Consider the following 21,392-nt stretch of genomic DNA (forward strand, 5'->3'; position numbering starts at 1 on the left):
GCCGCGCGCCGCAGCGGTCGGTGCTGGCGGGCTGCCCGGAGTCGGTGGCGGCCCCCGGCGACGCCGTGCGCTATCCGGTCATGACACCGCCGATGCGCACGCTGATCGCCGGCCGGGGCACCCGGCACACGGCGGGCGAGCCGGGGATACAGGAATGGATCAGGTCCTCCCGGGCCCGCGCCGAGGCCGTCTCGAAGTACATGATCCACTCGTTGATGCTGGTCCCGCTGCGCGCCCGCGGCGTGACCCTGGGCCTGGTGCACTTCCTGCGGCACCGCACGGCGGACGCCTTCAGCGAGGACGACCTGCTGCTCGCCGAGGAGATCGTCGCCCGGGCGGCGGTGAGCGTGGACAACGCCCGCCGCTACACCCGGGAACGCCGCACCGCGCTGGCGCTCCAGCGCAGCCTCCTCCCCGTGCGGCCGAGGCAGCTGACGGCGATGGAGGTGGCGTACCGGTATCTGCCCGCCGGGTCCGGCGCCGACGTGGGCGGCGACTGGTTCGACGTCATCCCGCTGTCCGGCGCCCGGGTCGCCCTGGTCGTGGGCGACGTGGTGGGCCACGGCATCCACGCCTCGGCCACGATGGGCCGGCTGCGCACCGCCGTGCGGACCCTCGCGGACGTCGATCTCGCCCCCGACGAACTGCTCACCCAGCTGGACGACCTCGTCCTCAGGCTCGACCGGGAGGAGGGCCCGGAGGCCCGCGGGCGGGCACAGGACGCTTCGGGGGAGGTGGGGGCGACCTGCGTGTACGCCGTGTACGACCCGGTGTCCCGGCGCTGCACCATGGCCCGCGCCGGACATCCGCCGCCCGCCCTGGTCACCCCCGACGGCGGCGTGCGCTTCCTGGACCTGCCGGCCGGGCCGCCGCTCGGGCTCGGCGGGCTGCCCTTCGAGTCCGTCGAGGTGGAGCTCGCGCAGGGCAGTCTGCTCGCCTTCTACACCGACGGCCTGGTCGAGGCCGCGGACCGCGACATCGACGCCGGTCTCGCTCTCCTGCACCGGGCGTTGAGCGACCCGGCCGCACCGCTGGCGCCGCTGGAGAAGACCTGCGACGACGTGCTGCGCACGGTGCTGAGCGACCGTCCCGGCGACGACATCGTGCTGATGCTGGCGCGCACCGCCGCGCTGGACGCCGAGAAGGTGTGCACCTGGCAGGTGGCGCGGAATCCCGCGGCGGTGGCCGGGGCGCGCAAGCTGGCGGGCGACCAGCTGGCCGCGTGGGGGCTGACGGAGGCGGCGTTCGCCACCGAGCTGATCGTCAGCGAACTCGTCACGAACGCCGTGCGCTACGGCGGCGACCCCATCGTGCTGCGGCTCATCCGCGACACGTCGCTCATCTGCGAGGTCTCCGACGGCAGCAGCACCGCCCCGCACCTGCGGCGGGCCCGGGTCTTCGACGAGGGCGGGCGCGGGCTGCTGCTCGTCGCCCAGCTCGCCGAGCGCTGGGGAACCCGTCAGACGCCCACCGGCAAGACCATCTGGGCGGAGCAGTCCCTGCCGGCCGGCCCGGCCTGAGCCGGGACCGGGCAGCCGGGCCGCCCTGGTCCGGCTCCCGGTGCGGCGGTCCTCGATCCGGTCCTGGAGCCGGTCCTACAGGTAGTCCTCGAGGCGGGCGACGGTGAAGCCCTGCTCCTGGATGTGGCGCAGCAGGTTCGCCGTCATCTCGGTCATCGTCGTGCCCTTGAGCTCGGACGGTCCGCGGAAGTGGGCCAGGATGATGTCGCCCGGGTGGAGTTTCTTGTCGCCGCGCTGGTACTGCATGTTCGTGATCTGCATGGACTCGCGCCACAGGACGATCGCCTCGAGGCCGCAGGACGCCGCCGCGGCCCGGGTGTCCTCGTTCCAGTTGCCGTAGGGCGGGCGCAGCAGCCTGGGCGTGTTGCCGTACTCGGCCTTGAGCTTGGTCTGCTGGCCGCAGATCTCCTGCTTCTGGGCGCTCGCGCCCAGGGTGCGCAGGTTCGGGTGGGTCAGGGTGTGGTTCTGGACGCCGTCGCCGAACTGCCGGAGCGGCTTGAAGTAGCCGTAGTCGGCGCGGATGGCGGCGTCCGTCAGGAACATCGTGAAGGGGATCTTCAGTTCCCGCATCATCGTCACGAACTTCGGGTCCTTCTCGGCCCCGTCGTCGAACGTGAGGAAGACGATCTTCTGCTTGGTGGGTATCTCGCTGATCACCGGCACCCCGCCGCCCTCGGCCGCCGGCGGGGACGGCTTCGTCGCGGGCGGTGCCGGCGGCGCTGCGAGCGGCTCGAGCCCCCACTTGCGGTAGGCGGCCGCGGTCGCCGCCTTGGTGTCCGGCTCCGTGCCCGCCCGCGCGCCCGCCTCGCCCCGGCCGGCCCGCTCGGACGACGCGGAGGCGTCCGGGGTGGCGGAGGAGGACGAGGAGTCCGCGCGGGATTCGGTCGTGCAGCCCGTCGCCAGGCCCGCCGTCAAGAGGAGGCAGGCCAGCGCCGCCCCCCTGGTCCGCCTGTGCACCGCGCGCCCACCCCATGTCGTTCCGTGCGTTCGTCTGTTCGCCTGGTTCGCCTTTCTTGACGGCGAACAGATGTCCGGGGTTCCACCGTCGCCTCGGATGTCACGTACCTCACCGGCCCGGAACGACCTGGCCGGGCGGGCAGGCAGGCAGGCGGGGTGCGGGGGTGGGCGGGCGCCGAAGGCCCGGACCCGGGTCAGGGGTTCAGCACGACCTTGCCGGCGTCCATGACCATCCGCCCGAGCGCGAGGAACCGACTCGCGGCACTGCCTCGCTGCACGGCCCTCACCGCGGAGGACTTCGCCGGTCAGGACCTGATCTCCGTCCTCCTGACGCCCCTGCGGTTCACCCGCTGCTCCTTCGCGGGAGCCGACCTGCGCCACGCCGATCTGAGCGGCTGCAGCCTGAAGTTCTGCGATCTCAGCCATGCCGACCTGCGCGGCGCATCCCTGCGCGGCGCGCGCCTGGCCGGCTGCGACCTGAGCCATGCCGACCTGCGCGACGCCGATCTCACCGGCGCCGTGCTCGGATCGGTGAACACCGGCATCCCGCCGCACGGCCTCACCGATCTCACCGGTGCCCGTTTCGAGCGCGCGATCCTGCGCGACGTCCGGCTGGAGGGGGTCGCAGGAGGACCCTCCTGGCCTCCGGAGCAGCGGATCAGGCCCGGGTCCTCTTCGACCCGGGCCTGATCCGTGCACAAAGACGGCGCCGGCCGTGCCCGTTACAGCGTCACCTGCCTGCCTCCCAGCGTGACGACCAGACGGCCGTCCGAGGCGAAGGACCAGCCGAGGGCGCCCGAGTACGAGGCACACCGGCTGCCGTTGGAGCCCGTCCAGAACTGGTTGGAGCCGTCCGCGTCGCCGACGGTCTTGTCGTTCGAACCGCTGACCGAGAACCGGCAGGAGGTGTTGCCGCGGAAGACCGACGTCCCTGCGTCCCACGAGTAGTTGCGCTGGGCGTTGTCGATGCTCAGGTTGTTCGACACCGCCATCGAGCCCGGGTTGCTGTTGTAGGTGAACCCGTGCTTTCCGTTGTGGAAGGCGATGCTGCGCCGCACGACGTGGTTCACGGCGATGTCGTCGCCGCCGAGCTTGTAGCCGTTGCGGTCGCCGTTGGAGTTCACGGTCCCGTCGGAGAGGGTGCCGTTGTTGTAGGACAGGGAGTCCTCGACGGTCACCGGGCCGATGGCTCCGGTGTCGGTCTTGGTGTAGAGGTCCCAGCCGTCGTCGATGTTGTTGTGCGAGACGGCGTACCGGAAGACGTTGCCGGTGCCGGTGGTGAGCTTCGCGGCGAATCCGTCGGCGTCCTCGCCGTCGGAGTCGGCGTTGTCGTGCGACTCGGCGCTCAGGATCAGGTTGCGGGCCGGCCACTGGGCGGCCGGCGTGGTGGAGGCGATCCGGCCGAGCTGAAGTCCCGTGTCGCGGTTGTAGCGGGTCACCGTGCGCTCGATGACGTTGTCGCTGCCGCCCACGTAGATCCCGTTGTCCCCGGCGTGTTCCACGACGAGACCCTTGACGTGCCAGAACGAGCCGAACAGCTGAAGCCCGCGGTTGGTCGAACTCTCGCTCTGCGCGGCGAAGTCGAGCACCGGCGTCTCACCCGGGTAGGCGGCCAGCGTGGTCCGGGCGGACGCGGTGCCGTTGCTGGTGGCCGGGACGGTGACCGTCGACCCGTAGGCGTACGTGCCGCCGCGCAGGTAGATGGTTCCGCCGGCGGCTACCCGGCTGATCGCCGAGGTGAGGGTGGTCGGCGCGGACTGCGTGCCGGCCGCGCCGTCGCTGCCGCCCGGGGCCACGTAGAGGGCGGAGCCCGCCGGCGGTGTCGTGGCGCCCGTCACGTCGGCGTCGAGATAGTCGACGTTGGGCAGTCCCGCGGACGTGGTGGGGCTGAGCCGGACGGTGTTGGCGCCGGCGTTCAGCGACACGGTGAACGTCCTGGTGACCCACGTCGACCAGGCGCCGGTGGCCTCGAAGGACGGCGTCTGCACGGTCGTGCCGTTGACGACCAGCGAGGCCGGGCGGGCGGCCGCGGCGCCGTTGGCGAAGCGGACGTCGAGCGTCGCCGTGCCGGCCGTGGCCGCGTTCACGGTGAACTGGGCAAATCCGCCGGTCGAGTTGGCCCCGTTGCAGAAACCGCTGCCCGAGTACCCGGCCCAGTCGGAGTCGATGGCGCCGGTGCAGACCGCCGGGGAGGCCTCGGCCTCGTAGCGGGTGGTGGCGGCCTGTGCCATGGTGCCGGACGACGCGACGAGCGCGCCTGCCACCAGGCCGACACAGGCGATGACGGGTCTCACAAGCATGTCGTTCTCTCCATCTCCAGGACGGTGCGGGTCGTCTGCCAGAGGTACGGAAAGCGCTTTCTCCGGGAAGCTAGGGGCGTTGCCCTGAGCACGTCAATAGACGCGTACTTGATTTCTGTTCACATGGGTGCACAACAGGGGCGGTGGGGGTGGCACAAAAGCCGCAGGTCGGCTCCGCATGAACCACGCCGGAGCGTGCGCGCACCGTCTGCCGACATCCCTCGACACATTCGCGCAGGAGCATCACACAGGCTGCACACAGTCCTCCGCACGACTCGTTAGCGTTGCTGGCCGTTCGACTCCCCGTGCGAACGTGATCAGGTCGCGGCCAGGACGGAGCGACGGCACGTCAAATAGGAAGACCGCAGATGGACTACTGCTCCTCGTGTCGTCGGCATCTCAACGGAGCCCTGGTGTGCCCAGGGTGCGGCGCCTACGCCCCGGACATCGCCCCGATCCCGACCCACGGACACACGGTCCGGGCCGGAACCGCGCGGGCGACGTCGCCGTACGCGGCCACCGCGCACTTCACCCCCGCGCCCTACGCCCCCGCGTCTTCCGCCCCCGCGCCCGTCACTGTCGCCACCCTGGCCGCCGGTCCGCTCGCCGAACGCGTTCCCGAGCGCGTTCCCGACCGTGCGCTCGACGTCGCCCTCGGTCTCGATGCCCATGCCCATGTCGACGCCGACGCCGACGTCGACGTCGACGTCGACGTCGACCTCACGGACGAGACGGCCTCACCAGCCGTCGCGGCGGTGTCCGCGGCGCCGCAGGGCAGGGCGGCACGCCGGCGGCAGCTGGCCCGCTGGAAGAAGAACCAGCGGCGGGCCGTGGTCGTGACGGCCGTCACGCTCGTCAGCGGGCTGGCGGTCGCCGCGCTGGAGCGGCAGAACGGCGACCGGGCCCAGGCGGCCTCGGCGCCGGAGATCCCCACCGCCGCCGGCGGGGAGGAACCGACCCTGGAGCACACCGTCCCCACGGTGAGCCGGTCCGACGGGCGCCCTGACCCGCCGTCCGCCACCTCGCCGTCGCAGTCGCCGGCCACCGGGCCCGCCCGGAAGCAGGACTCGCAGTCCAACGCCCGCACGGACTCCGCCGCGCCGCCCGCCGACACGACGGCGCTCTCGGCGCCGGGGTCCTCGGGTCAGCAGCGCGGTCAGGGATCGTCGGCCTACGGCTCGACGGTCGGCGCCTTGACCGGCGCGACCGGGCAGCAGTCCTCCGACTCGTCTGCGACCGGCGGCTCGGGCGCCTCGACGTCGACCTCGGGCTCGGGCTCCGACGCGGACACCGCCTCGGGCACGGGCTCGAACTCGTCGTCCACGTCCGCCTCTTCGGGTTCGGCCTCGTCGTCCTCGTCGGCCTCGTCGTCCGGGACAGGTTCCGGCACGGGTTCAGGCACGGCGGCCACCTCGCCGTCCGACGTCTGTCTGCTGGGCCTGATCTGCCTCGGCTGACCTTGTCCCGGAGGGCCCGCACCAGAGCCGGAACCAATCGCGACGGCCGTGAGTTTCCACGGTGCTGAAGATGTTGCCGTAGTGCTGTCGCTGTCGCTGTGGACGTTGTCGCGCTGTCGCGGCGCGGACAGCGGTCCGGCCCGATTCTCTGGAGTTCGCATGGCCCTCTGGGACCGTTTCAAGGAGTCCGCGTCGACGATGCAGACCCAGCTCATGGCGAAGAAGAACGACCTCAAGAGCGGCGCCTTCCGCGACGCGAGCATGGCCATGTGCGCCCTGGTCGCGGCGGCGGACGGCACCGTGGACCCGGCCGAGCGGCGCCGCGTGGCGCAGCTGATCGCCACCAACGAGGTGCTGAAGAACTTCGACGCCGCCGACCTGCAGCGCCGTTTCGACGCCAACCTCGACAAGCTGGTCGCGGACTTCGACTTCGGCAAGGTCAGCGTGCTGCAGGAGATCGCCAAGGCGAAGAAGAAGCCGGCCGAGGCCCGTGCGGTCGTGCAGATCGGCATCGTCATCGGCGGCGCCGACGGCGACTTCGACAAGACCGAGCAGGCCGTCGTGCGGGAGGCGTGCTTCACCCTCGACCTCCCGCCCCACGAGTTCGACCTCTGATCCGGACCGGCCTGACCCGCCGCACCGACCGCCGCGTCGACCGCCGAGTCGACCGCCGCGTCGGACGTCGGTGCGGCCGGCCGGGTGCCGGGGGCAGAACGTCGGGCGCCGAGGACAGCACGCCGGGTGCCGAGGGCAGAAAACCGGGTGCCCGGGTGCCGGGGGCAGAACGCCGGGTGTCGGGCGTCGGGTGAGGAAGTGTCAGCCGGCGTCTGTCAGGCCCGTCGCCCGGCCGTCCGCGTCCCAGCGGACCTCGAGGACGCGCACCACGGCCTCCCGGTCCAGCGGTCCGAACACGTGCGGGAACAGGGTGGCGGGGGAGACCCCGGGCGGCGGCGCGGGGTCGGCCGCCTCCCACGCACACCTCGCGGCGAGCCGCTCCTCGTCGAGGACCAGCGCCAGCAGGGGCCGCGGAGCGTTCCGGTAGAACGCGTTGACGACGGCGAGCGTGGTCTCCGCGTCGGGCGAGCAGTGCACGAACCCGTCCTCGGCGAGAGAGGCGGGCGCGTAGGGCCGGTCGTCTCCGGCGTTCCACTCGTCCGGGTGCACGACGTGATAGATCATGAGCTGTTTATACAACGGACACCCGTACGGCACCCGTACGGCGCACGGAGGCCCTCTCCCGGCCCTATTCGCCTTCCGGGAGTTCCACGATCGCGCCCTTCCCGTCGAGCGTGTGCGTGCTCCAGAAGAGATCCCACTTGTCGCCGACCTTGTCCGGGACCTTTCCTTCCGGATAGCGGGCCCAGCCCTGCGCCGGTTCCTGGCCGTCCGGCACACAGTCGCCGCCGCCGCTGTTCACCGCGAGCACCGGGTACCGACCGCCTCCGCAGACGGCCTCCTCGATCTGGAGGGAGCAGCCGGTGAGCCCGGCAGTGGCCACCGCGGTCGCCACGGCCGCTCCGGCCAGCACGAGCCTCCCACCACGTCGAACACGCACTCGAATTCCGGTCTTCCCCACGGTGGACTCCTCTGACGGCCGAAGACGAGGCTGATGGTGCGCTCAGCCTGCCGCGAGAGGGGCCCTCGCCTCCTGAGTACGGGTACTCAACGCGACGCGTACGGGGACCCGGAAAACCGTTCCGGCCCATCATCCCGACCTGTGCTACCGTGAGAAAAGTGGCAGTTTCGGTTACCAGAGGCTTCAGAGTGCTCTTTCGACCTTCCGTCGACGGGCACTCTTTTTGTTTTTGGGGCTTTTCTGATGCTGCGACACCGGTTCCGCAAGGTGCGGGCACCGGGCATTGCCCCAAAGGAGATACAGCATGGCATCTGGCACCGTGAAGTGGTTCAACTCGGAAAAGGGCTTCGGCTTCATCGAGCAGGAGGGTGGCGGCCCGGACGTCTTCGCCCACTACTCGAACATCGCCACGTCCGGCTTCCGTGAGCTTCAGGAAGGCCAGAAGGTCACCTTCGACGTGACGCAGGGCCAGAAGGGCCCGCAGGCGGAGAACATCCTCCCCGCCTGAACCGTCGTCTGAGTCTGTTTCAAGCGGACGACACGACCGGGGCCCGCACTCCTGGGTGCGGGCCCCGGTTCATGGCGTCCGGCAGTTTTCGAGAAAGGCACCGGATGAACCGCAACAGCTCGGTCCGCTCCCGTACGGACCGGCGCCAGGGCGCGCCCTCCCGTACGGCCAAAGCCGGGCGGAGCGGACGCGGGAGCCGACCCGCCGCGTCCGGCGGCGAGTTCGCGGTGCCGGTGACCCTCACCCCGGCGCTGCCGCCGGTCGAGGCGTTCGCCGATCTCGACATGCCCGAGCGGTTGCTGACCGCGCTCGACGCCGAGGGCGTCACCACGCCGTTCCCGATCCAGGGCGCGACGCTGCCGAACTCGCTGGCCGGCCGGGACGTCCTGGGCCGTGGCCGCACCGGCTCCGGAAAGACCCTCGCCTTCGGCCTCGCCCTGCTCGCCCGCACGGCAGGACAGCGGGCCGAACCCCGCCGGCCGCTGGCCCTCGTCCTCGTCCCCACCCGGGAACTGGCCCAGCAGGTCAACGACGCCCTCACCCCCTACGCCCGCGCCCTGCGCCTGCGCATCGCCACCGTCGTCGGCGGACTGTCCATCGGCCGGCAGGCGAGCGCCCTGCGCGGCGGCGCCGAAGTCGTCGTCGCCACGCCCGGACGCCTCAAGGACCTCATCGACCGGGACGACTGCCGTCTGGACCAGGTCGCCGTCACCGTCCTCGACGAGGCCGACCAGATGGCCGACATGGGCTTCATGCCGCAGGTGACGCGACTGCTCGACCTCGTGCGCCCCGACGGCCAGCGGCTGTTGTTCTCGGCGACGCTGGACCGCAACGTCGACCGGCTCGTGCGCAATTACCTGCACGACCCCGTCGTCCACTCCGTCGACCCGTCCGCGGGCGCGGTGACCACGATGGACCACCACGTGCTGCACGTGGAGGACGAGGACAAGCACGCCACGACGACCGAGATCGCCGCCCGCGACGGCCGGACGATCATGTTCCTGGACACCAAGCACGCGGCGGACCGGCTGGCCAAGAAGCTGCTGGCGGTCGGCGTCCGGGCGGCCTCCCTGCACGGCGGCAAGTCCCAGTCGCAGCGCACCCGCACGCTGACCCAGTTCAAGGACGGTCACGTCCGGGTGCTGGTCGCGACGAACGTCGCCGCCCGCGGCATCCACGTCGACAACCTCGACCTCGTCGTCAACGTCGACCCGCCCGGCGACCACAAGGACTACCTGCACCGCGGCGGCCGCACCGCCCGCGCCGGCGAGTCCGGCACCGTCGTCACCCTCGTCCTGCCCCACCAGCGCCGTGAGATGACCCGCCTGATGGCCGACGCCGGCATCACCCCGCAGACCACCCAGGTCCGCTCCGGGGGCAACGAGCTGAACCGGATCACCGGGGCGCAGACGCCGTCCGGCGTGCCCGTCGTGCTCACCCCGCCGCCCACCGCGGAAGCCCGGCCCGCCCGCAAGAGCCCGGCCCGTGGGGGCGGTTCCGAGCGAGGCGGCGCCCAGCGAGGCAGCGCCCAGCGGGGCAGCTCCGAACGCGGCGGCGCCCAGCGCGGCAGCTCCGAACGCGGCGGCGCCCAGCGGGGCAGCTCCGAACGCGGCGGCGCCGAGCGTGGCGGCTCCGCCTCCCGTCCCCGCAGGCCCGCACAGGGCCGCCGCCGTTCGCCCGCCAAGGGCAACGGCACGGGCGGAGGCTGAGGGAGCGGCCGGCCGGCCGCTCCCGGCCGCCGGCGGCACGCATGCCCGGGCATCCTCCGCCAGGGTGTGCGCGCTCAGCGCGTCGGCGTGACCGTGACCCATGGCGTGGTCCGTCTTCAGCCACGAGACCAGACCGCCGAGCGAACATGACCCGCGTCACCCTGCCTGGTCACCGCGCGGCGAACGCCACGAAGTCCGCCCGGGCACGCGGGGCGAGGGGGAGCCGGGGACCGTCGTCCGCCTCGCTCCTGAGGCGTACCGCCTCGCCGTCGACCGACATCACCCTCCCCCTCCGCCCCCACGTCACCTACGCACGGCAGCCGCGCGGGGCGTCCGCACGGTCGGATCGGGAAACCGGCCGCGGCGGGTTCAGCGGGCCGGGAAGAGGGCGCGGACCTGCCATCCATGGCCGGACGGCAGCGGGCCGGTGCTCAGGTCGCCGCCCAGCGCCGTGACCCGCTCCCGCAGTCCGACCAGGCCGAAGCCGCCGCCGCGGGCCTCGGCCGGCAGGGGCGCGCCGCCGCGGCCGTCGTCGACCACGGTGACGTCGAGCCGCTCATCGTCGAGGCCGAGGCGGACGGTGACGGCGGAGGCGTCCGCGGCGTGCCGCCGCACGTTCGTCAGCGCCTCCTGCACGACCCGGAAGGCGGCGGCCTGCACCTCGTGCGGGAGGTCGTCGCCGACGGCGGGGGAACGGTGGAGGGCGACCTGCTGGCCGGGCCGTCCGGCGAAGTTCCCGACGAGGCCGGTGATGCCGGCCAGGTCGCCGACGGGCCGCCGGTCGGCCTCTGGCGTGTCCCGCAGGACGCCGACCGTGCGCCGCATGGAGGCGAGCGCCTCGGTGGCGGCGCGTTCGATGCCGGCGAGGACCGGGTCGAGCTGCTGGGGCCGGTCCGGCTCGGCGCTTGTCATCATGCGCGCCACCTGCGTCTGCACCAGGATTCCGGTGACATGGTGGGCGACGAAGTCGTGGAGGTCGGCGGCGATGGCGAGGCGTTCCTCGCGGCGCGTGTCGTCGACGGCGACGGTGCGGCGGTAGTCGAGCGAGCGCAGGTAGGCGGCGAGCGAGCCGACGAGCAGGACGAACACCAGGCCGACGACGACATACGCGAGCCCCGCGCCTCCCTGCGACCACAGCGGCCAGAACTGCCGGCACGGCATGGCGAGGAAGGCGAGCGCGTCCAGCGCCGCGCACGGGAGGAGCCGGTTCGGCGGGCAGTGCCGTACGGCGACGAAGAGGAGGCACAGCAGAACGGCGAGCTCGCCCGGCCCGAAGGGGCTGTCGCGGTTCAGGAGCACCGTGGCCACCGTGTACAGGGCGGACAGCAGAGCGGGGACGGCGGTGCGCAGCTGCGGGGTGAGCCATGCCGGGCGCCGCGAGGCGGGCCACAGCACCGCGACCAGGCCGACGGCGAGGACGACCGCCGAGAGCCACGGACGGCCCTCCGCGGCGGCGATCACCAGATCGAGGGCGCAGGCCGTCAGCAGCGCGCCCACGGCCGCTCCCCGTGCACTGCCTCGCAGCCATGCTGATCTCATACCGTTCACGGTAGGCGCAGACGCGGCGGGCGGTATCGGCCGAAAGGCCGAGGCGGGCGCGCGGCCGGTGCCGCGGACACCCGCACGGCGGCGGATCCCGCACGGCGGCGGATCCCGCGTAACGCACTCGGCGGGGGAAACGAGAACGAGCCTCACCCCGTGGGACACGGGATGAGGCTCGTACCGATGGAGCGCCGGGCAGGCCTTGCACCTGCATTTCCCCGCAGGAAGCGGGGCGTCTTTCCTTGGACCACCAACGCAGAGGTCGTTCACCGTTTTTCTCTCCGGTGACCGGCTCAAGATCAACCTTACCCCATTTCCGGAGCCCTGTTGACCAAGAGCAGCCGCGAAACGGTCAGGCGACGTCCTCGACCTTCAGTTCCGGTCCGACGACCAGGGTGACCACGCCTGCGGCCGCCGAACCGTCCGCCGTGGGGCGCAGGTTGGGCAGCCGGGAAGCGAGGACGGCAGCCTTGCTCTCCAGACCCGACGGATAGGTGACCGTCGTCCTGGCCACCGTCCCAGGGGCGTTGCCCGTGCCGATGACGGTGTAGCCGGCCTTCTTCAGCTTCTCCGCGACGGCCGCCGCGCGCCCCGAGACACCGGTGCCGTTCAGCACCTGGACCCGCACGCTGGAGGCGTACACCACGTTCTTCTTCGACGCGTCCAACTGCGCCTTGGTGACCTCCTTGTCCTTGGCCAGGGAGGTGAACAGGTCGGCGGCCTGCGGGTACTGCCACACGACGTTGGCCTTGTCGGTGGGCTGGTCGGCGACGCGCCCGTAGTTGGGCACGGTGAGGAAGCTCAGACGGTCGCTCGGGATGCCCTTGAGCTCGTCCGCGAGCCCGTACAGCGGCTTGATGCCCGCCATGTCGGGGTCGGTGGTGAGGGACTTGGTGACCGACTGGAGGAAGCCGTACATGGCGTCGGGGCTCGTGAGCTTGGACTTGGCCTTCTTGGCCAGCGCGTCCATGAACTCCTGCTGCCGCCCGATGCGTCCGATGTCGGAGCCGTCGCCCACGCTGTAGCGGGTGCGGACGTATCCCAGCGCCTTCTCGCCCTTGACGGTCTGGCACCCCGCCTCCAGGTCCAGATGGGCCTTCTCGTCGTGGATGGCCTGCTTCGGGCAGACCTCGATGCCCTCCAGGGCGTCGACCATGCCCTTGAAGCCGGAGAAGTCGACCGTCATGAAGTGGTCGATCCGCAGACCGGTGTTGGCCTCGACGGTCTTGATGGTGCACGCGGCGGCCTCGCCGACCTTGCCGTTGCTGCCGCCGATGGCGAAGGCCTCGTTGATCTTGAAGTGGTGCGAGGAGGACGATGTGCCGTCGCCTTTCTCGCACCCGGGTATCTCCACCCACGAGTCGCGCGGGAACGACACGACCGAGGCCCACTTACGGTCGGCCGGTATGTGCAGCACCATCAGCGTGTCGGACTGCATGGTGGTCAGGTCCTTGCCGTACTTGGCGTTGGCGCCGTCGCGGCTGTCGGACCCGACGACCATGATGTTCTTCGAGCCCGGGCTGAGATTCTGCGGCCGGTCGCCGCCCAGCTTGTCGTCCACCTCGGCGGAGGTGATGTTGTCGTTGAGGTCGTACCAGATCCACGCGCCGGCCCCGCCGGCCCCCAGGACGAGGACCGCGCTCACCCCCGCGCTCCAGGCGACGAAGCGCCCGCGCCGGGTCAGCCGCGTCCCGCTGGTGCGGCCCGCCGGCCCGTTCCCCCGGCCGGCCGCCCGCACCGGCTCATGTCCACGCCTTCTCGTCCCGCTCACCGGCGCTCGCCCCCTCCGCCTCGGCCGTTCCACCCCGTACACCGTGCTCGGATCGCCGGCGTTGATCGCCGCCGACCGTCGGAACCCTACACACGTGCAGGAATACGTCCGAGAAGGCACTGTCGCCTCAGAAGACCCCCAACTCCCCACTTCCGGTTGCCTCGCCCGCCCTGCCGTCGGGACCGCAACGCCATCCCCGACCGCTGTCGGGGCGCGGCGCCGCTGCCCGTGCCACCGGCAGGACACCGGTCAGGAGGCCGGCCGGCTCGGCTCCGGGCACGTGTGACCGTCGTCCGGCAGGCCCAGCGAGTGCAGCGTCGGCTCGCCGTCCGCGGGGACGACGAAGGTGAAGGCGGCCCGTGTCGACGGGACCCGCAGGGTGCGTTGACCGCTGAGGGTGAGACCGGGGTCCGTCTCCCAGGGGCAGCCCGCGCGGTCCAGGGCGGCCACGACCTCCGCGTAGGCCGGCTCGCCGGGGAACGTGCCCGCGTGGCCGGGCAGTTCGACCGTGTCGGTCCAGGTCTGCACGGACGCCATCCGCACCTCACGGCACGGGCAGACGAACACCTCCAGGTCGCCGTAGCCGAAGAGGCGGGGCCGGCGGCGGCTGCGGCGGCGGCTCATCGGGACGACCTCGCGCGGCTCGCCCAGGGCTGCCGTGACGTCGTCCCAGGAGGCGCCGACGTGCACCGGGCCCAGGCGGGCGGTCAGGGCGACGGAGGCGAGGAGGTCGGCGAGCGTCATCGGCGGAGCGTCGCAGCAGGTCGGGGCCGCTGTCCAGCCGATGGTCCGCCCTGCCCGCCCTGCCCGCCCCGCCCGTCTGCCCGCCGGTCCGCCTGCCCGCCGGTCCGCCGGTCCGCCTCGACGGGCGTCCGCTTGGCGGCAACGGGCCGGTGCCGGCTGCCCGGGAACGGTGTCCCGTCCGGGTGGTTCTGCGGCGAGTACGGGATGGGGAGCGTGCGGGAGCGTCATCCTGTGCCGGTGTTCCGCTCCCCGCGCGCCCGCCATGTCCTGACCACGCTGCTCGCCGCCCTCGTGCTGCTGGCCGGTCCCGCGTGCGTGCCCGTCGGGCGGGGGGCCGGGGCGGCGACCGGGGCGTTCGGGGCGTACGTCGGGTACGACGACGCCGGTGTGCGGCGGATCGCCGGGCTGGACGCGTGGCTGGGCGTCGCCACACCCCGGGTCGGGCACGCGTATCTGCCCGGAGACCGGTGGACCAACATCGAGGGCGCGCCCGGCTACCTGGAGTACTGGGCGCGGTGGCGGCAGGAGCGCGCCGACCGGATGTTCGTGCTCAACGTGCCGATGCTGGAGGGGACCGAGGACCACGTGTCCGACGCGGTCGTGCGGGAGGAGCTGCGCAGAGGGGCGCGCGGTGACTACGACGGGCATTTCCGGGCGCTGGCCCGGCGGCTCGTCGGGCTCGGACTGCCGGACACGGTGCTGGTGCTGGGCTGGGAGATGAACGGGACCACGTACACCCATCGGTGCGGGCCCGATCCGCTGGCCTGGAAGCGGTACTGGGTCAGGATCGTGGAAGCCGTGCGGTCGGTGCCGGGCGGGCGGCTGTTCCGGTTCGAGTTCACGCCCAGCCGGGGACGCGACGCCGTCCCCTGGACCGCGTGCTATCCGGGCGACGCGCATGTCGACGTCGTCGGCATGGACGCCTACGACCAGCCCGCCGGCATGTCCTTCGCGGAACAGGTCGCCGAACCCTACGGCCTGGCCGCGCACGTCCGGTTCGCGCGGGCGCACGGCAAGCCGGTGTCGTATCCCGAGTGGGGGCTGTTCCGCAACGGCGACGACCCGGAGTACATGCGCGGCATGCTCGACTGGTTCGCCGCGCACCGGCCGCTCTACCAGACCATCAGCGACTACTGTCCGCACGGCGTGTGGCGGTGCGCCGACAACCCTCGGTCCTCGGCCGTCTACCGCGCGCTGGTGGGCGCGGGGTCGGGCGCCGGATCGGGGCCGGGGGTGGGCGTGGAGTCGGGGGCGAGGACGGCGGCGGGGCCGGGGCGGGGGCGGAAGCGGGGCCGTTCGGCTGAACCTGGGGCGCCTGTCCGGCCGGGCGCCGCCCTTGGACGCGCCACCGGTCCGATGATCCGGCAATGGGACGAGAACATCATGCGCGCTTCCCGCGGACGCGGGCGCGCCTCAGCGCCGCGACCGGGGCCGCCTTCCTCGCCCTCCTGCTGACGGCGCTCGCCGCCGTGCCCGCCGCAGCGGGGGGCGACGGACAGCGCCACCGGGCCGTCCGCGCCGTCCGCATCCACGAGCAGGCGCGCGAGCGGGTCGACCGGCTGCGCGAGGCCGACGCCCTCCCCACGGCCGTCGAAGAGGCCGAAGAGCGCCGGCAGGCCGTCCGCGACGACCTGTGGGACCTGCTGCGGGCGGGCGCCAGGGAGACCGGCGACCCGGTCGCCGTCGACCCGTCAGGGCGCGCGGGCCGCTGTCCGTTCGGGGACCGCAGCCGCGCTCCGGAACAGCGCTCCTCCGCCTGGACCGCCCCGACCCGCCGCTACTGGCTCTCCGCCGGCTACGCCGCGAAGGGCTCCCGCTGGGCCCGCCGCCACACCGGCCAGGACTTCGCGGTGGACTCCGGCACCCCGGTGTACGCCGTCGGCTCCGGCGTCGTACGCGTCACCACCTGCGGGGACGGCTTCGGCAACCAGGTCCTGGTGCGGCACCGGGACGGCTACTTCACGCAGTACGCCCACCTGTCCCGCATCGACGTGCGCCGGGGCCAGCGGGTCGCGGCCGGCCAGCGTCTCGGGCTGTCCGGCGCGTCCGGCAACGTGACCGGGCCGCATCTGCACTTCGAGGTGCGGATCACCCCGTACCTGGGGTCCCAGGTGCCGCCCCTGCCGTGGCTGCGCCGCAAGTCCGTGCAGGTGTCCGGGAGCGCCGGCGCTCCCCTGACCCCGTGGTCGCCCCGCCGTACGGGCGCCCGCCCCGGGGCGGGGCTGGACCCTACGCCTGCAGCGGGCGGTAGGAGGCCAGGGCCCAGATGACGAAGACGTCGATGGCGATCTGGATGACCGCCCAGACCGGTGCGTACGGCAGGAACAGGAACTGCAGGATCAGGCTCAGCGACGCCAGCACGATGCCGCTGATCCGGGCCCACTCCGCCTTCTCCACCCCCATCAGCAGCCCCCAGCCGGTCGCCGTGGCCACGATGCCCACGATCAGCAGGATCCAGCCCCAGCCGGTGAGGTTCATCTCGTAGACGTAGCTGCCGACCCGGGAGTAGACGTCGTCCTCGGCGATCGCGGCGATGCCCTGGAAGACGGCGAGGACACCGCTGACGAACATCAGCACGCCGCCGAAGACGACCCCGCCGGCGGCCAGTCCCCCGCCGGCCGGGGGCGAGGCCCAGGCCGGCGTGCCGGTGCCCTGGTGGGACGGGTCCCACACCGGGGACCCGTGCGGCGACGGCTGGGAGTGCGGCTGGTCGCTCATGGGGTGACCCCGTCTCTGTCTCGGCGACTGTCCCTCGACCATCCGCCCGGGTGGCGGCCGCCACCACGGGGGTGCGCCGTTCGGGTGGGCCGGCATGCGGGCGGGACGGTCCGCGCCTTCACTGGAGATTCCGACGACCTGGGTCCGCGACCGACCCGCGACCGACCCGCGACCGACCTGGAGGCGTGATGGCAGCGAACCGCAGAAGCCGGAAGAGGGGGCGCCGTCCGGCGGCGGTGCGGGGCGCGGCCCTGCTGACCGGGCTCGCCGCGCTCACCGCGCTCACCGGCTGCTCGGGGGACGACAGCCCGTCCTCCGTGGCCAGCAAGGCGGCCTCCGCCGCGCAGTCGGTGGGCGCGCAGGCCACCGCCGCCGCCTCCTCGCTCGCCTCGGAGGCCTCGGAGGCGTTCTCTTCGGCGACCGCGGAGGTGGGCCGCAAGATCGACGGGATCGAGGGCGGCGTCGACGCCGAGGACGACGTGAAGCTCGGCACGCCGACCGCCGACGGCGACCGCAGCGCGGTCGAGGTGACCGTCACGAACAGCGTCGACTCGACGAAGTCCTTCGCCGTCGAGGTGGACTTCAAGGACTCCGGCGGCAAGCTGCTGGACTCCGTGCTCGTCACCGTCACCGACGTCCCGGCCGGCAAGTCCGCGAAGGCCATCGCCCGCAGTCACCGGGCGCTCTCCGGCGAGGTGAAGGCGGAGGCGGCCCGGGCGGTGCGGTACTGACGCGGTCCGGGGAGACGCCCGCTCCGCCCGCCGAGCCGCTCCCGGCCCGTCCGCTGCCGTGACCGTCGCCGCCGGTGACGTGAAGTGCCGGGACGACGGCGGGCGGACGCGTCAGGCCATCCAGAAGAAGACGGCCGTCATGCGCTTCTCCTCGAGCGTGGTGCCGGAGTAACCGGTCGCGCTGTGCACGAGGTTGGCGTTGTAGAGGAGCAGACGGTTGTGCCGGTGCGGCACCCGGACGTCCTCCTCGAAGGCGTCCGGTGCGACGAACCGGGTGCCGAGCGCCTCGACGAGGTTGTTGTGCGGGGCCTGGACGACGTTGCCGCCGAGCCGCCCGCCCGGCAGTGACTGCCGGTAGAAGCTGGTGCCGCAGTCCTTGGGGACGGCCGGGTTGAGGTACAGCACGGCCGCGTAGCGGCACAGCGCCCGCGAGTCGGAGTGCGGGCGCGGGGCGCTCTCCCCCTCGCCCACGACCTGGACACAGTTGTGGTTGAGGGTGCCGCCGCCGGGCGCCTGCTGCACCCACAGTTTCCGTGCCCCCGTCGCCCCGCGCACCAGCCGTTCCACCCGGTCGAGTTCACCGGGTTCGAGACCGGGCATGGTGCGCAGTCCGGGCCAGCTCTCCGAGGTGTAGGGGTGGCCCTTGACCCAGTCGTCCTTGGCGAGACAGCGGGCGCGGATCGCGGCGACGTCGGGCTCGGGGAAGACGTCGTCGATCACCCAGTAGTCCCGGCCCCTGGTGGGTTTGCGGTAGGGGAGGACCGGGAGGGGGGCGGCAACCCTCGCGGGCTGACGGGGCCGCTGTGGCATGGACATGCAGCGAATCTAGGCGGGGGGATCCTCATGACTCGCCCTCCCGTTCGTCCGGAATCCTCCGTGAAGCGGTCAACGTTTCACCCGGGTGGTCAACGGTTCGCCAATCGCCTTCACGTCACGCACACATGAACTCCCGGAATTGTGGCGTCCGTCACAGCAGCTGCGGGCCGAAGGTGCTGAAGTGGCCGGATGATCGGTCTCGTCATCCGTGTGCTCCCCTTCTGGGTGCGCGAACCCCTGCTCACCGCCTTCGGCGTCCTCTTCAGCGGCTTCCTCTTCTATGCGGCCGTCCGGGACAGCGAGTGGCAGATGGCCGCCATCGGAGCGGCCGTCGTCCTCTTCACCGCGATCCGCGTGCACACCATCAACCGCGCCCTCCGGGAACGCCGCCAGACGAAGGCCATGGACGGCACGAAGCACGCCCAGCACGCCGAGGGCGCCTAGTCAGGGCGCCTGGGGAATCCGGGGCCGCCCGGGGCACCCGCGGCATCCGTCGCGCGCGCAGCGTCCGTCGCGTCCCCTGCGCAGCGTCCGCCGTCCGCCGCATCCGTCGCATGCGTGACGTCTGCGGCGTCCCGGATACGCCTCGGGTCACGGTCCGGCGGTCGCCCCGGGACGCACCGCCACCTCGTCGCCGACCGCTATCCTCCCCGCCCGCCGGACCTGGAAGTAGGCGCCGAAGGCGATGCCGCCGGCGTCCGTCCGACGGTAGTCCGCCAGGGTGCGCAGGGGTTCCGGACCCGCGCGGCGGCCGGTGCGCTGGTCGACCATGGTGATGGCGCAGCGGATCGTGTCCTCGGTGAAGGCCAGTTCGGCGCCGGCCACGGCGAGGCGGGCGGCGCGGTCCTCGGTGTGAGGGTCGTCCCAGCCGTCCACGACGAGGTTGGGGCGGAAGCGGTTCATCGGGAGGGGGGCGACTCCTCGGGCGGCGAGGCGCCGGTTCAGGGCGTCCAGGCTGGCGCGGGAGACGACGTGCAGCCGGTGGGCGTTGCCCGCCGGCGGCCGGACGAGGGTGCTCGGGACGCCCAGGAACTCCGTGAGCCAGGCGTGCACGTCCGGGCTGTCCGCCCGCACCGGGTCCCGGCCCGGCGCGCGCAGCGTCACCCCGCCGTCGCTCGGCACCGGGGAGATGAGCGCCATCCGGGGGTCTCCCCCCTGCCAGCGCAGCTCGCCCTTCTCGTCGGCGATCGCGTAGGCGCGGTCGTGCGGCAGGCCGGTCGGCGTCAGCGCCGCCTCGGTGAGCGTCGTCCCCGCGCAGCCCTTCACCGGGTAGTACGTGATCTCCGTCAGTCGCGCCGCGTTCATCCCCATGCGCCCCGAGCCCCCCATGTCCGTGCCCCCATGTCCCTGTCCCCGTGTCCTGTCGCGACTCAGTCCGTCACCAGTGCCAGTACAAAGCCGTCGTACCCCTTCTCGCCCACCGTCTGCACCGCCGTCGCGGTCAACTTCGGGTGCTGGGCGATCAGTTCGGTGAAGGTGCGGACTCCCTGGACGCGCGGGTCGGTGCTCGCCGTGTCCGTCACCGCGCCCTCGCGCACCACGTTGTCGCCGACGATGACGCCGCCGGGCCGGGTCAGCCGCAGCGCCCACTCCAGGTAGAGCGGGTTCGAGGGCTTGTCCGCGTCGATGAAGACCAGGTCGAACCTCTCGTCGCCGAGCTCCGCCGCGAGGAGCGGCAGCGTGTCCGACGCCTTGCCCACCCGGAGGTCCACCACGTCCCGCAGGCCCGCCCCCGCGATGTTCGCCGCCGCCGTCTGCGCATGCCGCTCGTCCGCCTCCAGCGTCACCAGGCGGCCGCCCTCGGGCAAGGCGCGGGCGAGCCAGAGGGTGCTGTAGCCGCCGAGGGTGCCGATCTCCAGGATCGTGCGGGCGCCCTGGATGCGGGCGATCAGATGCAGCAGCTTGCCCTGGTTCGGGGCGACCTGATGGGGCGGCAGACCGGCGGCCTCGCTGCCCGCGCCGGCCGCGCGCAACGCGTCGTCCTCCTCCACCAGCAGGTCGTTGAAGTAGGCGTCGACGGCGGTCCAGGTCTGCTGCACGGCAGGTCCCCTCTCGATCCAGTGAGTTCCTTATGGGAACTTACTGGACCGCCCCGTGCACCGTCCATCAACTTTCTGGCGGACCGGGTGAGTCCGAACGACTCCGCGCGCGTATTTCCTTTCGCCCGGGTCCCCACCGGGCGACGACACGACGGCGGATTCCCCGACGGGCAGGAGGAACGGTGGCACTTTCGCGCAACATGATGGGAACTATTTTCGTGGGGGGCGCGCTGACCCTGACACTCAGCGCCCTCGCGTACCCGTCGATGCTCGGCCTGGACACCGTGTCGACCTCGGGCGACCGGATCATCGCCAACACGCAGTGGGGGCCGCTCACGGAGAGCGACAGGGACTTCGTGGTGAAGGTCCGGGCCGCCGGACTGTGGGAGTACCCGCTCGGCCAGCTGGGGCTCCAGAAGAGCCAGACGCCGGCCATCCGCACCGCCAGCAACCACCTGATCGACGGTCACGGCGCGCTGGACACCAGCTGCCGCAAGATCGCGCCGATGCTGAACGTCCAGCTGCCCAACGTGGCCAGCCCGCAGCAGGAGGGCTTCGTCACCCTGCTGAAGTCGGAGAGCGGCAAGCAGTTCGACACGGACTTCGCCAACATCCTGCGCATGACGCACGGTTCGATCTTCAACACGATCGCCAAGATCCGGTCCACGACGAAGAACACGCTCGTCCGAGCCCTCGCCGACCAGGCCAACGACACCGTGCTGGACCACATCACGGTGATGGAGAAGACCGGTCTGGTCGACTTCGACACCACCCTGTTCAACCAGACCACGCCGCCCAAGCTGCCCCAGTCGGACATGACCCCCCCGGTCCCGCCGGCCGGTCAGCCCATGGTCGTCCTGCCTCCGCCGCCGACCGCCACCTCCACCCCGCTGGACCTCAGCGGCGTCGTGAACGGCAACGCCCAGCCCGGCAACGGGCAGCCAGGCAACGGGCAGGCCGGCAACGGGCAGGCCGGCAACGGGCAGCCCGTCACCGGCCAGTAG

Annotated in this window: 22 protein-coding genes and 1 pseudogene; 11 read left to right on the top strand and 12 right to left on the bottom strand. The window is 72.4% G+C overall.

Going from position 1 to position 21,392, the window contains the following annotated elements:
• Positions 1–1,520 (top strand): ATP-binding SpoIIE family protein phosphatase (locus tag ACN6LD_RS27880; protein WP_445044635.1); only part of this gene is annotated, 1,520 nt, incomplete at its 5' end.
• Positions 1,521–1,595: 75 nt separating this feature from the next.
• Here ACN6LD_RS27880 and ACN6LD_RS27885 read toward each other — a convergent pair.
• Positions 1,596–2,477, bottom strand: a complete 882-nt coding sequence (locus ACN6LD_RS27885) for a polysaccharide deacetylase family protein (RefSeq protein WP_445044636.1) — start codon at positions 2,475–2,477, stop codon at positions 1,596–1,598.
• Between the two features lie 225 nt (positions 2,478–2,702).
• Between ACN6LD_RS27885 and ACN6LD_RS27890 the strand changes: the two genes are divergently transcribed.
• Positions 2,703–3,167: a pentapeptide repeat-containing protein gene (locus ACN6LD_RS27890; protein ID WP_445044637.1), complete on the top strand. Its 465-nt coding sequence runs from the start codon at positions 2,703–2,705 to the stop codon at positions 3,165–3,167.
• Between the two features lie 32 nt (positions 3,168–3,199).
• On the opposite strand, the gene ACN6LD_RS27895 is transcribed toward ACN6LD_RS27890, so the two are convergent.
• Positions 3,200–4,777, bottom strand: a complete 1,578-nt coding sequence (locus ACN6LD_RS27895) for a carbohydrate-binding protein (protein WP_319195865.1) — start codon at positions 4,775–4,777, stop codon at positions 3,200–3,202.
• Between the two features lie 368 nt (positions 4,778–5,145).
• Here ACN6LD_RS27895 and ACN6LD_RS27900 point away from each other — a divergent pair, with 368 nt between their 5' ends.
• Both ACN6LD_RS27900 and ACN6LD_RS27905 read left to right on the top strand, forming a co-directional pair.
• Positions 5,146–6,234 carry an SCO2400 family protein gene (locus tag ACN6LD_RS27900; RefSeq protein WP_445044638.1) on the top strand — a complete coding sequence of 363 codons (1,089 nt, stop codon included), beginning with the start codon at positions 5,146–5,148 and terminating at the stop codon, positions 6,232–6,234.
• Between the two features lie 159 nt (positions 6,235–6,393).
• Positions 6,394–6,849: a tellurite resistance TerB family protein gene (locus ACN6LD_RS27905; protein ID WP_319195862.1), complete on the top strand. Its 456-nt coding sequence runs from the start codon at positions 6,394–6,396 to the stop codon at positions 6,847–6,849.
• A 201-nt stretch (positions 6,850–7,050) separates the two neighbouring features.
• Here ACN6LD_RS27905 and ACN6LD_RS27910 read toward each other — a convergent pair whose 3' ends face one another.
• Positions 7,051–7,413, bottom strand: coding sequence for a DUF952 domain-containing protein (locus ACN6LD_RS27910; protein WP_319195860.1), 363 nt, complete (start codon positions 7,411–7,413; stop codon positions 7,051–7,053).
• A gap of 64 nt (positions 7,414–7,477) precedes the next feature.
• A complete protein-coding gene (locus ACN6LD_RS27915; RefSeq protein ID WP_445044639.1) occupies positions 7,478–7,744 on the bottom strand; it encodes an SCO0607 family lipoprotein in 267 nt (88 codons plus the stop codon).
• A gap of 370 nt (positions 7,745–8,114) precedes the next feature.
• Here ACN6LD_RS27915 and ACN6LD_RS27920 point away from each other — a divergent pair, with 370 nt between their 5' ends.
• Positions 8,115–8,318 carry a cold-shock protein gene (locus tag ACN6LD_RS27920; protein WP_057577999.1) on the top strand — a complete coding sequence of 68 codons (204 nt, stop codon included), beginning with the start codon at positions 8,115–8,117 and terminating at the stop codon, positions 8,316–8,318.
• Between the two features lie 104 nt (positions 8,319–8,422).
• Entirely contained in the window at positions 8,423–10,027 is a 1,605-nt protein-coding gene (locus ACN6LD_RS27925; RefSeq protein ID WP_445044640.1) for a DEAD/DEAH box helicase, read from the top strand.
• Positions 10,028–10,078: 51 nt separating this feature from the next.
• Here ACN6LD_RS27925 and ACN6LD_RS27930 read toward each other — a convergent pair.
• The 4 genes and pseudogenes from ACN6LD_RS27930 to ACN6LD_RS27945 form a co-directional block, all read right to left on the bottom strand.
• Positions 10,079–10,159 (bottom strand): annotated as a pseudogene (locus ACN6LD_RS27930) (DUF4287 domain-containing protein); the annotation flags it as partial.
• Positions 10,160–10,396: 237 nt separating this feature from the next.
• The gene (locus ACN6LD_RS27935; RefSeq protein WP_319195855.1) at positions 10,397–11,566 is read right to left on the bottom strand and encodes a sensor histidine kinase; all 1,170 of its coding nucleotides are present in this window, start codon (positions 11,564–11,566) and stop codon (positions 10,397–10,399) included.
• A 355-nt stretch (positions 11,567–11,921) separates the two neighbouring features.
• The gene (locus ACN6LD_RS27940; protein ID WP_445044662.1) at positions 11,922–13,307 is read right to left on the bottom strand and encodes an LCP family protein; all 1,386 of its coding nucleotides are present in this window, start codon (positions 13,305–13,307) and stop codon (positions 11,922–11,924) included.
• Between the two features lie 282 nt (positions 13,308–13,589).
• Positions 13,590–14,084: a hypothetical protein gene (locus ACN6LD_RS27945; RefSeq protein ID WP_445044641.1), complete on the bottom strand. Its 495-nt coding sequence runs from the start codon at positions 14,082–14,084 to the stop codon at positions 13,590–13,592.
• 204 nt (positions 14,085–14,288) lie between these two features.
• Here ACN6LD_RS27945 and ACN6LD_RS27950 point away from each other — a divergent pair, with 204 nt between their 5' ends.
• Both ACN6LD_RS27950 and ACN6LD_RS27955 read left to right on the top strand, forming a co-directional pair.
• Positions 14,289–15,539, top strand: a complete 1,251-nt coding sequence (locus ACN6LD_RS27950; protein ID WP_445044642.1) for a glycoside hydrolase family 26 protein — start codon at positions 14,289–14,291, stop codon at positions 15,537–15,539.
• On the top strand, positions 15,452–16,354 hold the full coding sequence (locus ACN6LD_RS27955) for a M23 family metallopeptidase (protein ID WP_319196074.1): 903 nt from the start codon (positions 15,452–15,454) through the stop codon (positions 16,352–16,354). Before ACN6LD_RS27950 ends, ACN6LD_RS27955 begins: the two co-directional genes overlap by 88 nt.
• Here the strand turns inward: ACN6LD_RS27955 and ACN6LD_RS27960 are convergent.
• A complete protein-coding gene (locus ACN6LD_RS27960; protein WP_319196073.1) occupies positions 16,314–16,802 on the bottom strand; it encodes a DUF7144 family membrane protein in 489 nt (162 codons plus the stop codon). The genes ACN6LD_RS27955 and ACN6LD_RS27960 overlap by 41 nt on opposite strands.
• A 188-nt stretch (positions 16,803–16,990) precedes the next feature.
• Here ACN6LD_RS27960 and ACN6LD_RS27965 point away from each other — a divergent pair, with 188 nt between their 5' ends.
• On the top strand, positions 16,991–17,533 hold the full coding sequence (locus ACN6LD_RS27965; RefSeq protein WP_319196071.1) for a hypothetical protein: 543 nt from the start codon (positions 16,991–16,993) through the stop codon (positions 17,531–17,533).
• Positions 17,534–17,644: 111 nt separating this feature from the next.
• Here ACN6LD_RS27965 and ACN6LD_RS27970 read toward each other — a convergent pair whose 3' ends face one another.
• The gene (locus tag ACN6LD_RS27970; RefSeq protein ID WP_445044643.1) at positions 17,645–18,349 is read right to left on the bottom strand and encodes a DUF6445 family protein; all 705 of its coding nucleotides are present in this window, start codon (positions 18,347–18,349) and stop codon (positions 17,645–17,647) included.
• Positions 18,350–18,538: 189 nt separating this feature from the next.
• Between ACN6LD_RS27970 and ACN6LD_RS27975 the strand changes: the two genes are divergently transcribed.
• The gene (locus ACN6LD_RS27975) at positions 18,539–18,793 is read left to right on the top strand and encodes a hypothetical protein (RefSeq protein WP_319196070.1); all 255 of its coding nucleotides are present in this window, start codon (positions 18,539–18,541) and stop codon (positions 18,791–18,793) included.
• A 147-nt stretch (positions 18,794–18,940) separates the two neighbouring features.
• Here the strand turns inward: ACN6LD_RS27975 and ACN6LD_RS27980 are convergent, their stop codons facing one another.
• Together ACN6LD_RS27980 and ACN6LD_RS27985 are read right to left on the bottom strand one after the other, a co-directional pair.
• Positions 18,941–19,660, bottom strand: a complete 720-nt coding sequence (locus ACN6LD_RS27980) for an MOSC domain-containing protein (protein ID WP_445044644.1) — start codon at positions 19,658–19,660, stop codon at positions 18,941–18,943.
• A 59-nt stretch (positions 19,661–19,719) separates the two neighbouring features.
• A complete protein-coding gene (locus ACN6LD_RS27985) occupies positions 19,720–20,388 on the bottom strand; it encodes an O-methyltransferase (protein ID WP_319196066.1) in 669 nt (222 codons plus the stop codon).
• Positions 20,389–20,591: 203 nt separating this feature from the next.
• Here ACN6LD_RS27985 and ACN6LD_RS27990 point away from each other — a divergent pair, with 203 nt between their 5' ends.
• Positions 20,592–21,392 (top strand): DUF4142 domain-containing protein, encoded by an 801-nt coding sequence (locus ACN6LD_RS27990; protein ID WP_445044663.1) that lies wholly within the window; start codon positions 20,592–20,594, stop codon positions 21,390–21,392.

The organism is Streptomyces sp. SAS_272 (genome assembly GCF_052543235.1).

Bases quoted from the DNA above. Each gene is read 5' to 3' on its own strand.
- ACN6LD_RS27890 (WP_445044637.1), top strand. From the start codon at position 2,703: ATGACCATCCGCCCGAGCGCGAGGAACCGACTCGCGGCACTGCCTCGC.
- ACN6LD_RS27895 (WP_319195865.1), bottom strand. From the start codon at position 4,777: ATGCTTGTGAGACCCGTCATCGCCTGTGTCGGCCTGGTGGCAGGCGCG.
- ACN6LD_RS27900 (WP_445044638.1), top strand. From the start codon at position 5,146: ATGGACTACTGCTCCTCGTGTCGTCGGCATCTCAACGGAGCCCTGGTG.
- ACN6LD_RS27905 (WP_319195862.1), top strand. From the start codon at position 6,394: ATGGCCCTCTGGGACCGTTTCAAGGAGTCCGCGTCGACGATGCAGACC.
- ACN6LD_RS27910 (WP_319195860.1), bottom strand. From the start codon at position 7,413: ATGATCTATCACGTCGTGCACCCGGACGAGTGGAACGCCGGAGACGAC.
- ACN6LD_RS27920 (WP_057577999.1), top strand. From the start codon at position 8,115: ATGGCATCTGGCACCGTGAAGTGGTTCAACTCGGAAAAGGGCTTCGGC.
- ACN6LD_RS27925 (WP_445044640.1), top strand. From the start codon at position 8,423: ATGAACCGCAACAGCTCGGTCCGCTCCCGTACGGACCGGCGCCAGGGC.
- ACN6LD_RS27935 (WP_319195855.1), bottom strand. From the start codon at position 11,566: ATGAGATCAGCATGGCTGCGAGGCAGTGCACGGGGAGCGGCCGTGGGC.
- ACN6LD_RS27945 (WP_445044641.1), bottom strand. From the start codon at position 14,084: ATGACGCTCGCCGACCTCCTCGCCTCCGTCGCCCTGACCGCCCGCCTG.
- ACN6LD_RS27950 (WP_445044642.1), top strand. From the start codon at position 14,289: ATGGGGAGCGTGCGGGAGCGTCATCCTGTGCCGGTGTTCCGCTCCCCG.
- ACN6LD_RS27955 (WP_319196074.1), top strand. From the start codon at position 15,452: ATGGGACGAGAACATCATGCGCGCTTCCCGCGGACGCGGGCGCGCCTC.
- ACN6LD_RS27960 (WP_319196073.1), bottom strand. From the start codon at position 16,802: ATGAGCGACCAGCCGCACTCCCAGCCGTCGCCGCACGGGTCCCCGGTG.
- ACN6LD_RS27965 (WP_319196071.1), top strand. From the start codon at position 16,991: ATGGCAGCGAACCGCAGAAGCCGGAAGAGGGGGCGCCGTCCGGCGGCG.
- ACN6LD_RS27970 (WP_445044643.1), bottom strand. From the start codon at position 18,349: ATGTCCATGCCACAGCGGCCCCGTCAGCCCGCGAGGGTTGCCGCCCCC.
- ACN6LD_RS27975 (WP_319196070.1), top strand. From the start codon at position 18,539: ATGATCGGTCTCGTCATCCGTGTGCTCCCCTTCTGGGTGCGCGAACCC.
- ACN6LD_RS27980 (WP_445044644.1), bottom strand. From the start codon at position 19,660: ATGGGGATGAACGCGGCGCGACTGACGGAGATCACGTACTACCCGGTG.
- ACN6LD_RS27990 (WP_445044663.1), top strand. From the start codon at position 20,592: ATGGGAACTATTTTCGTGGGGGGCGCGCTGACCCTGACACTCAGCGCC.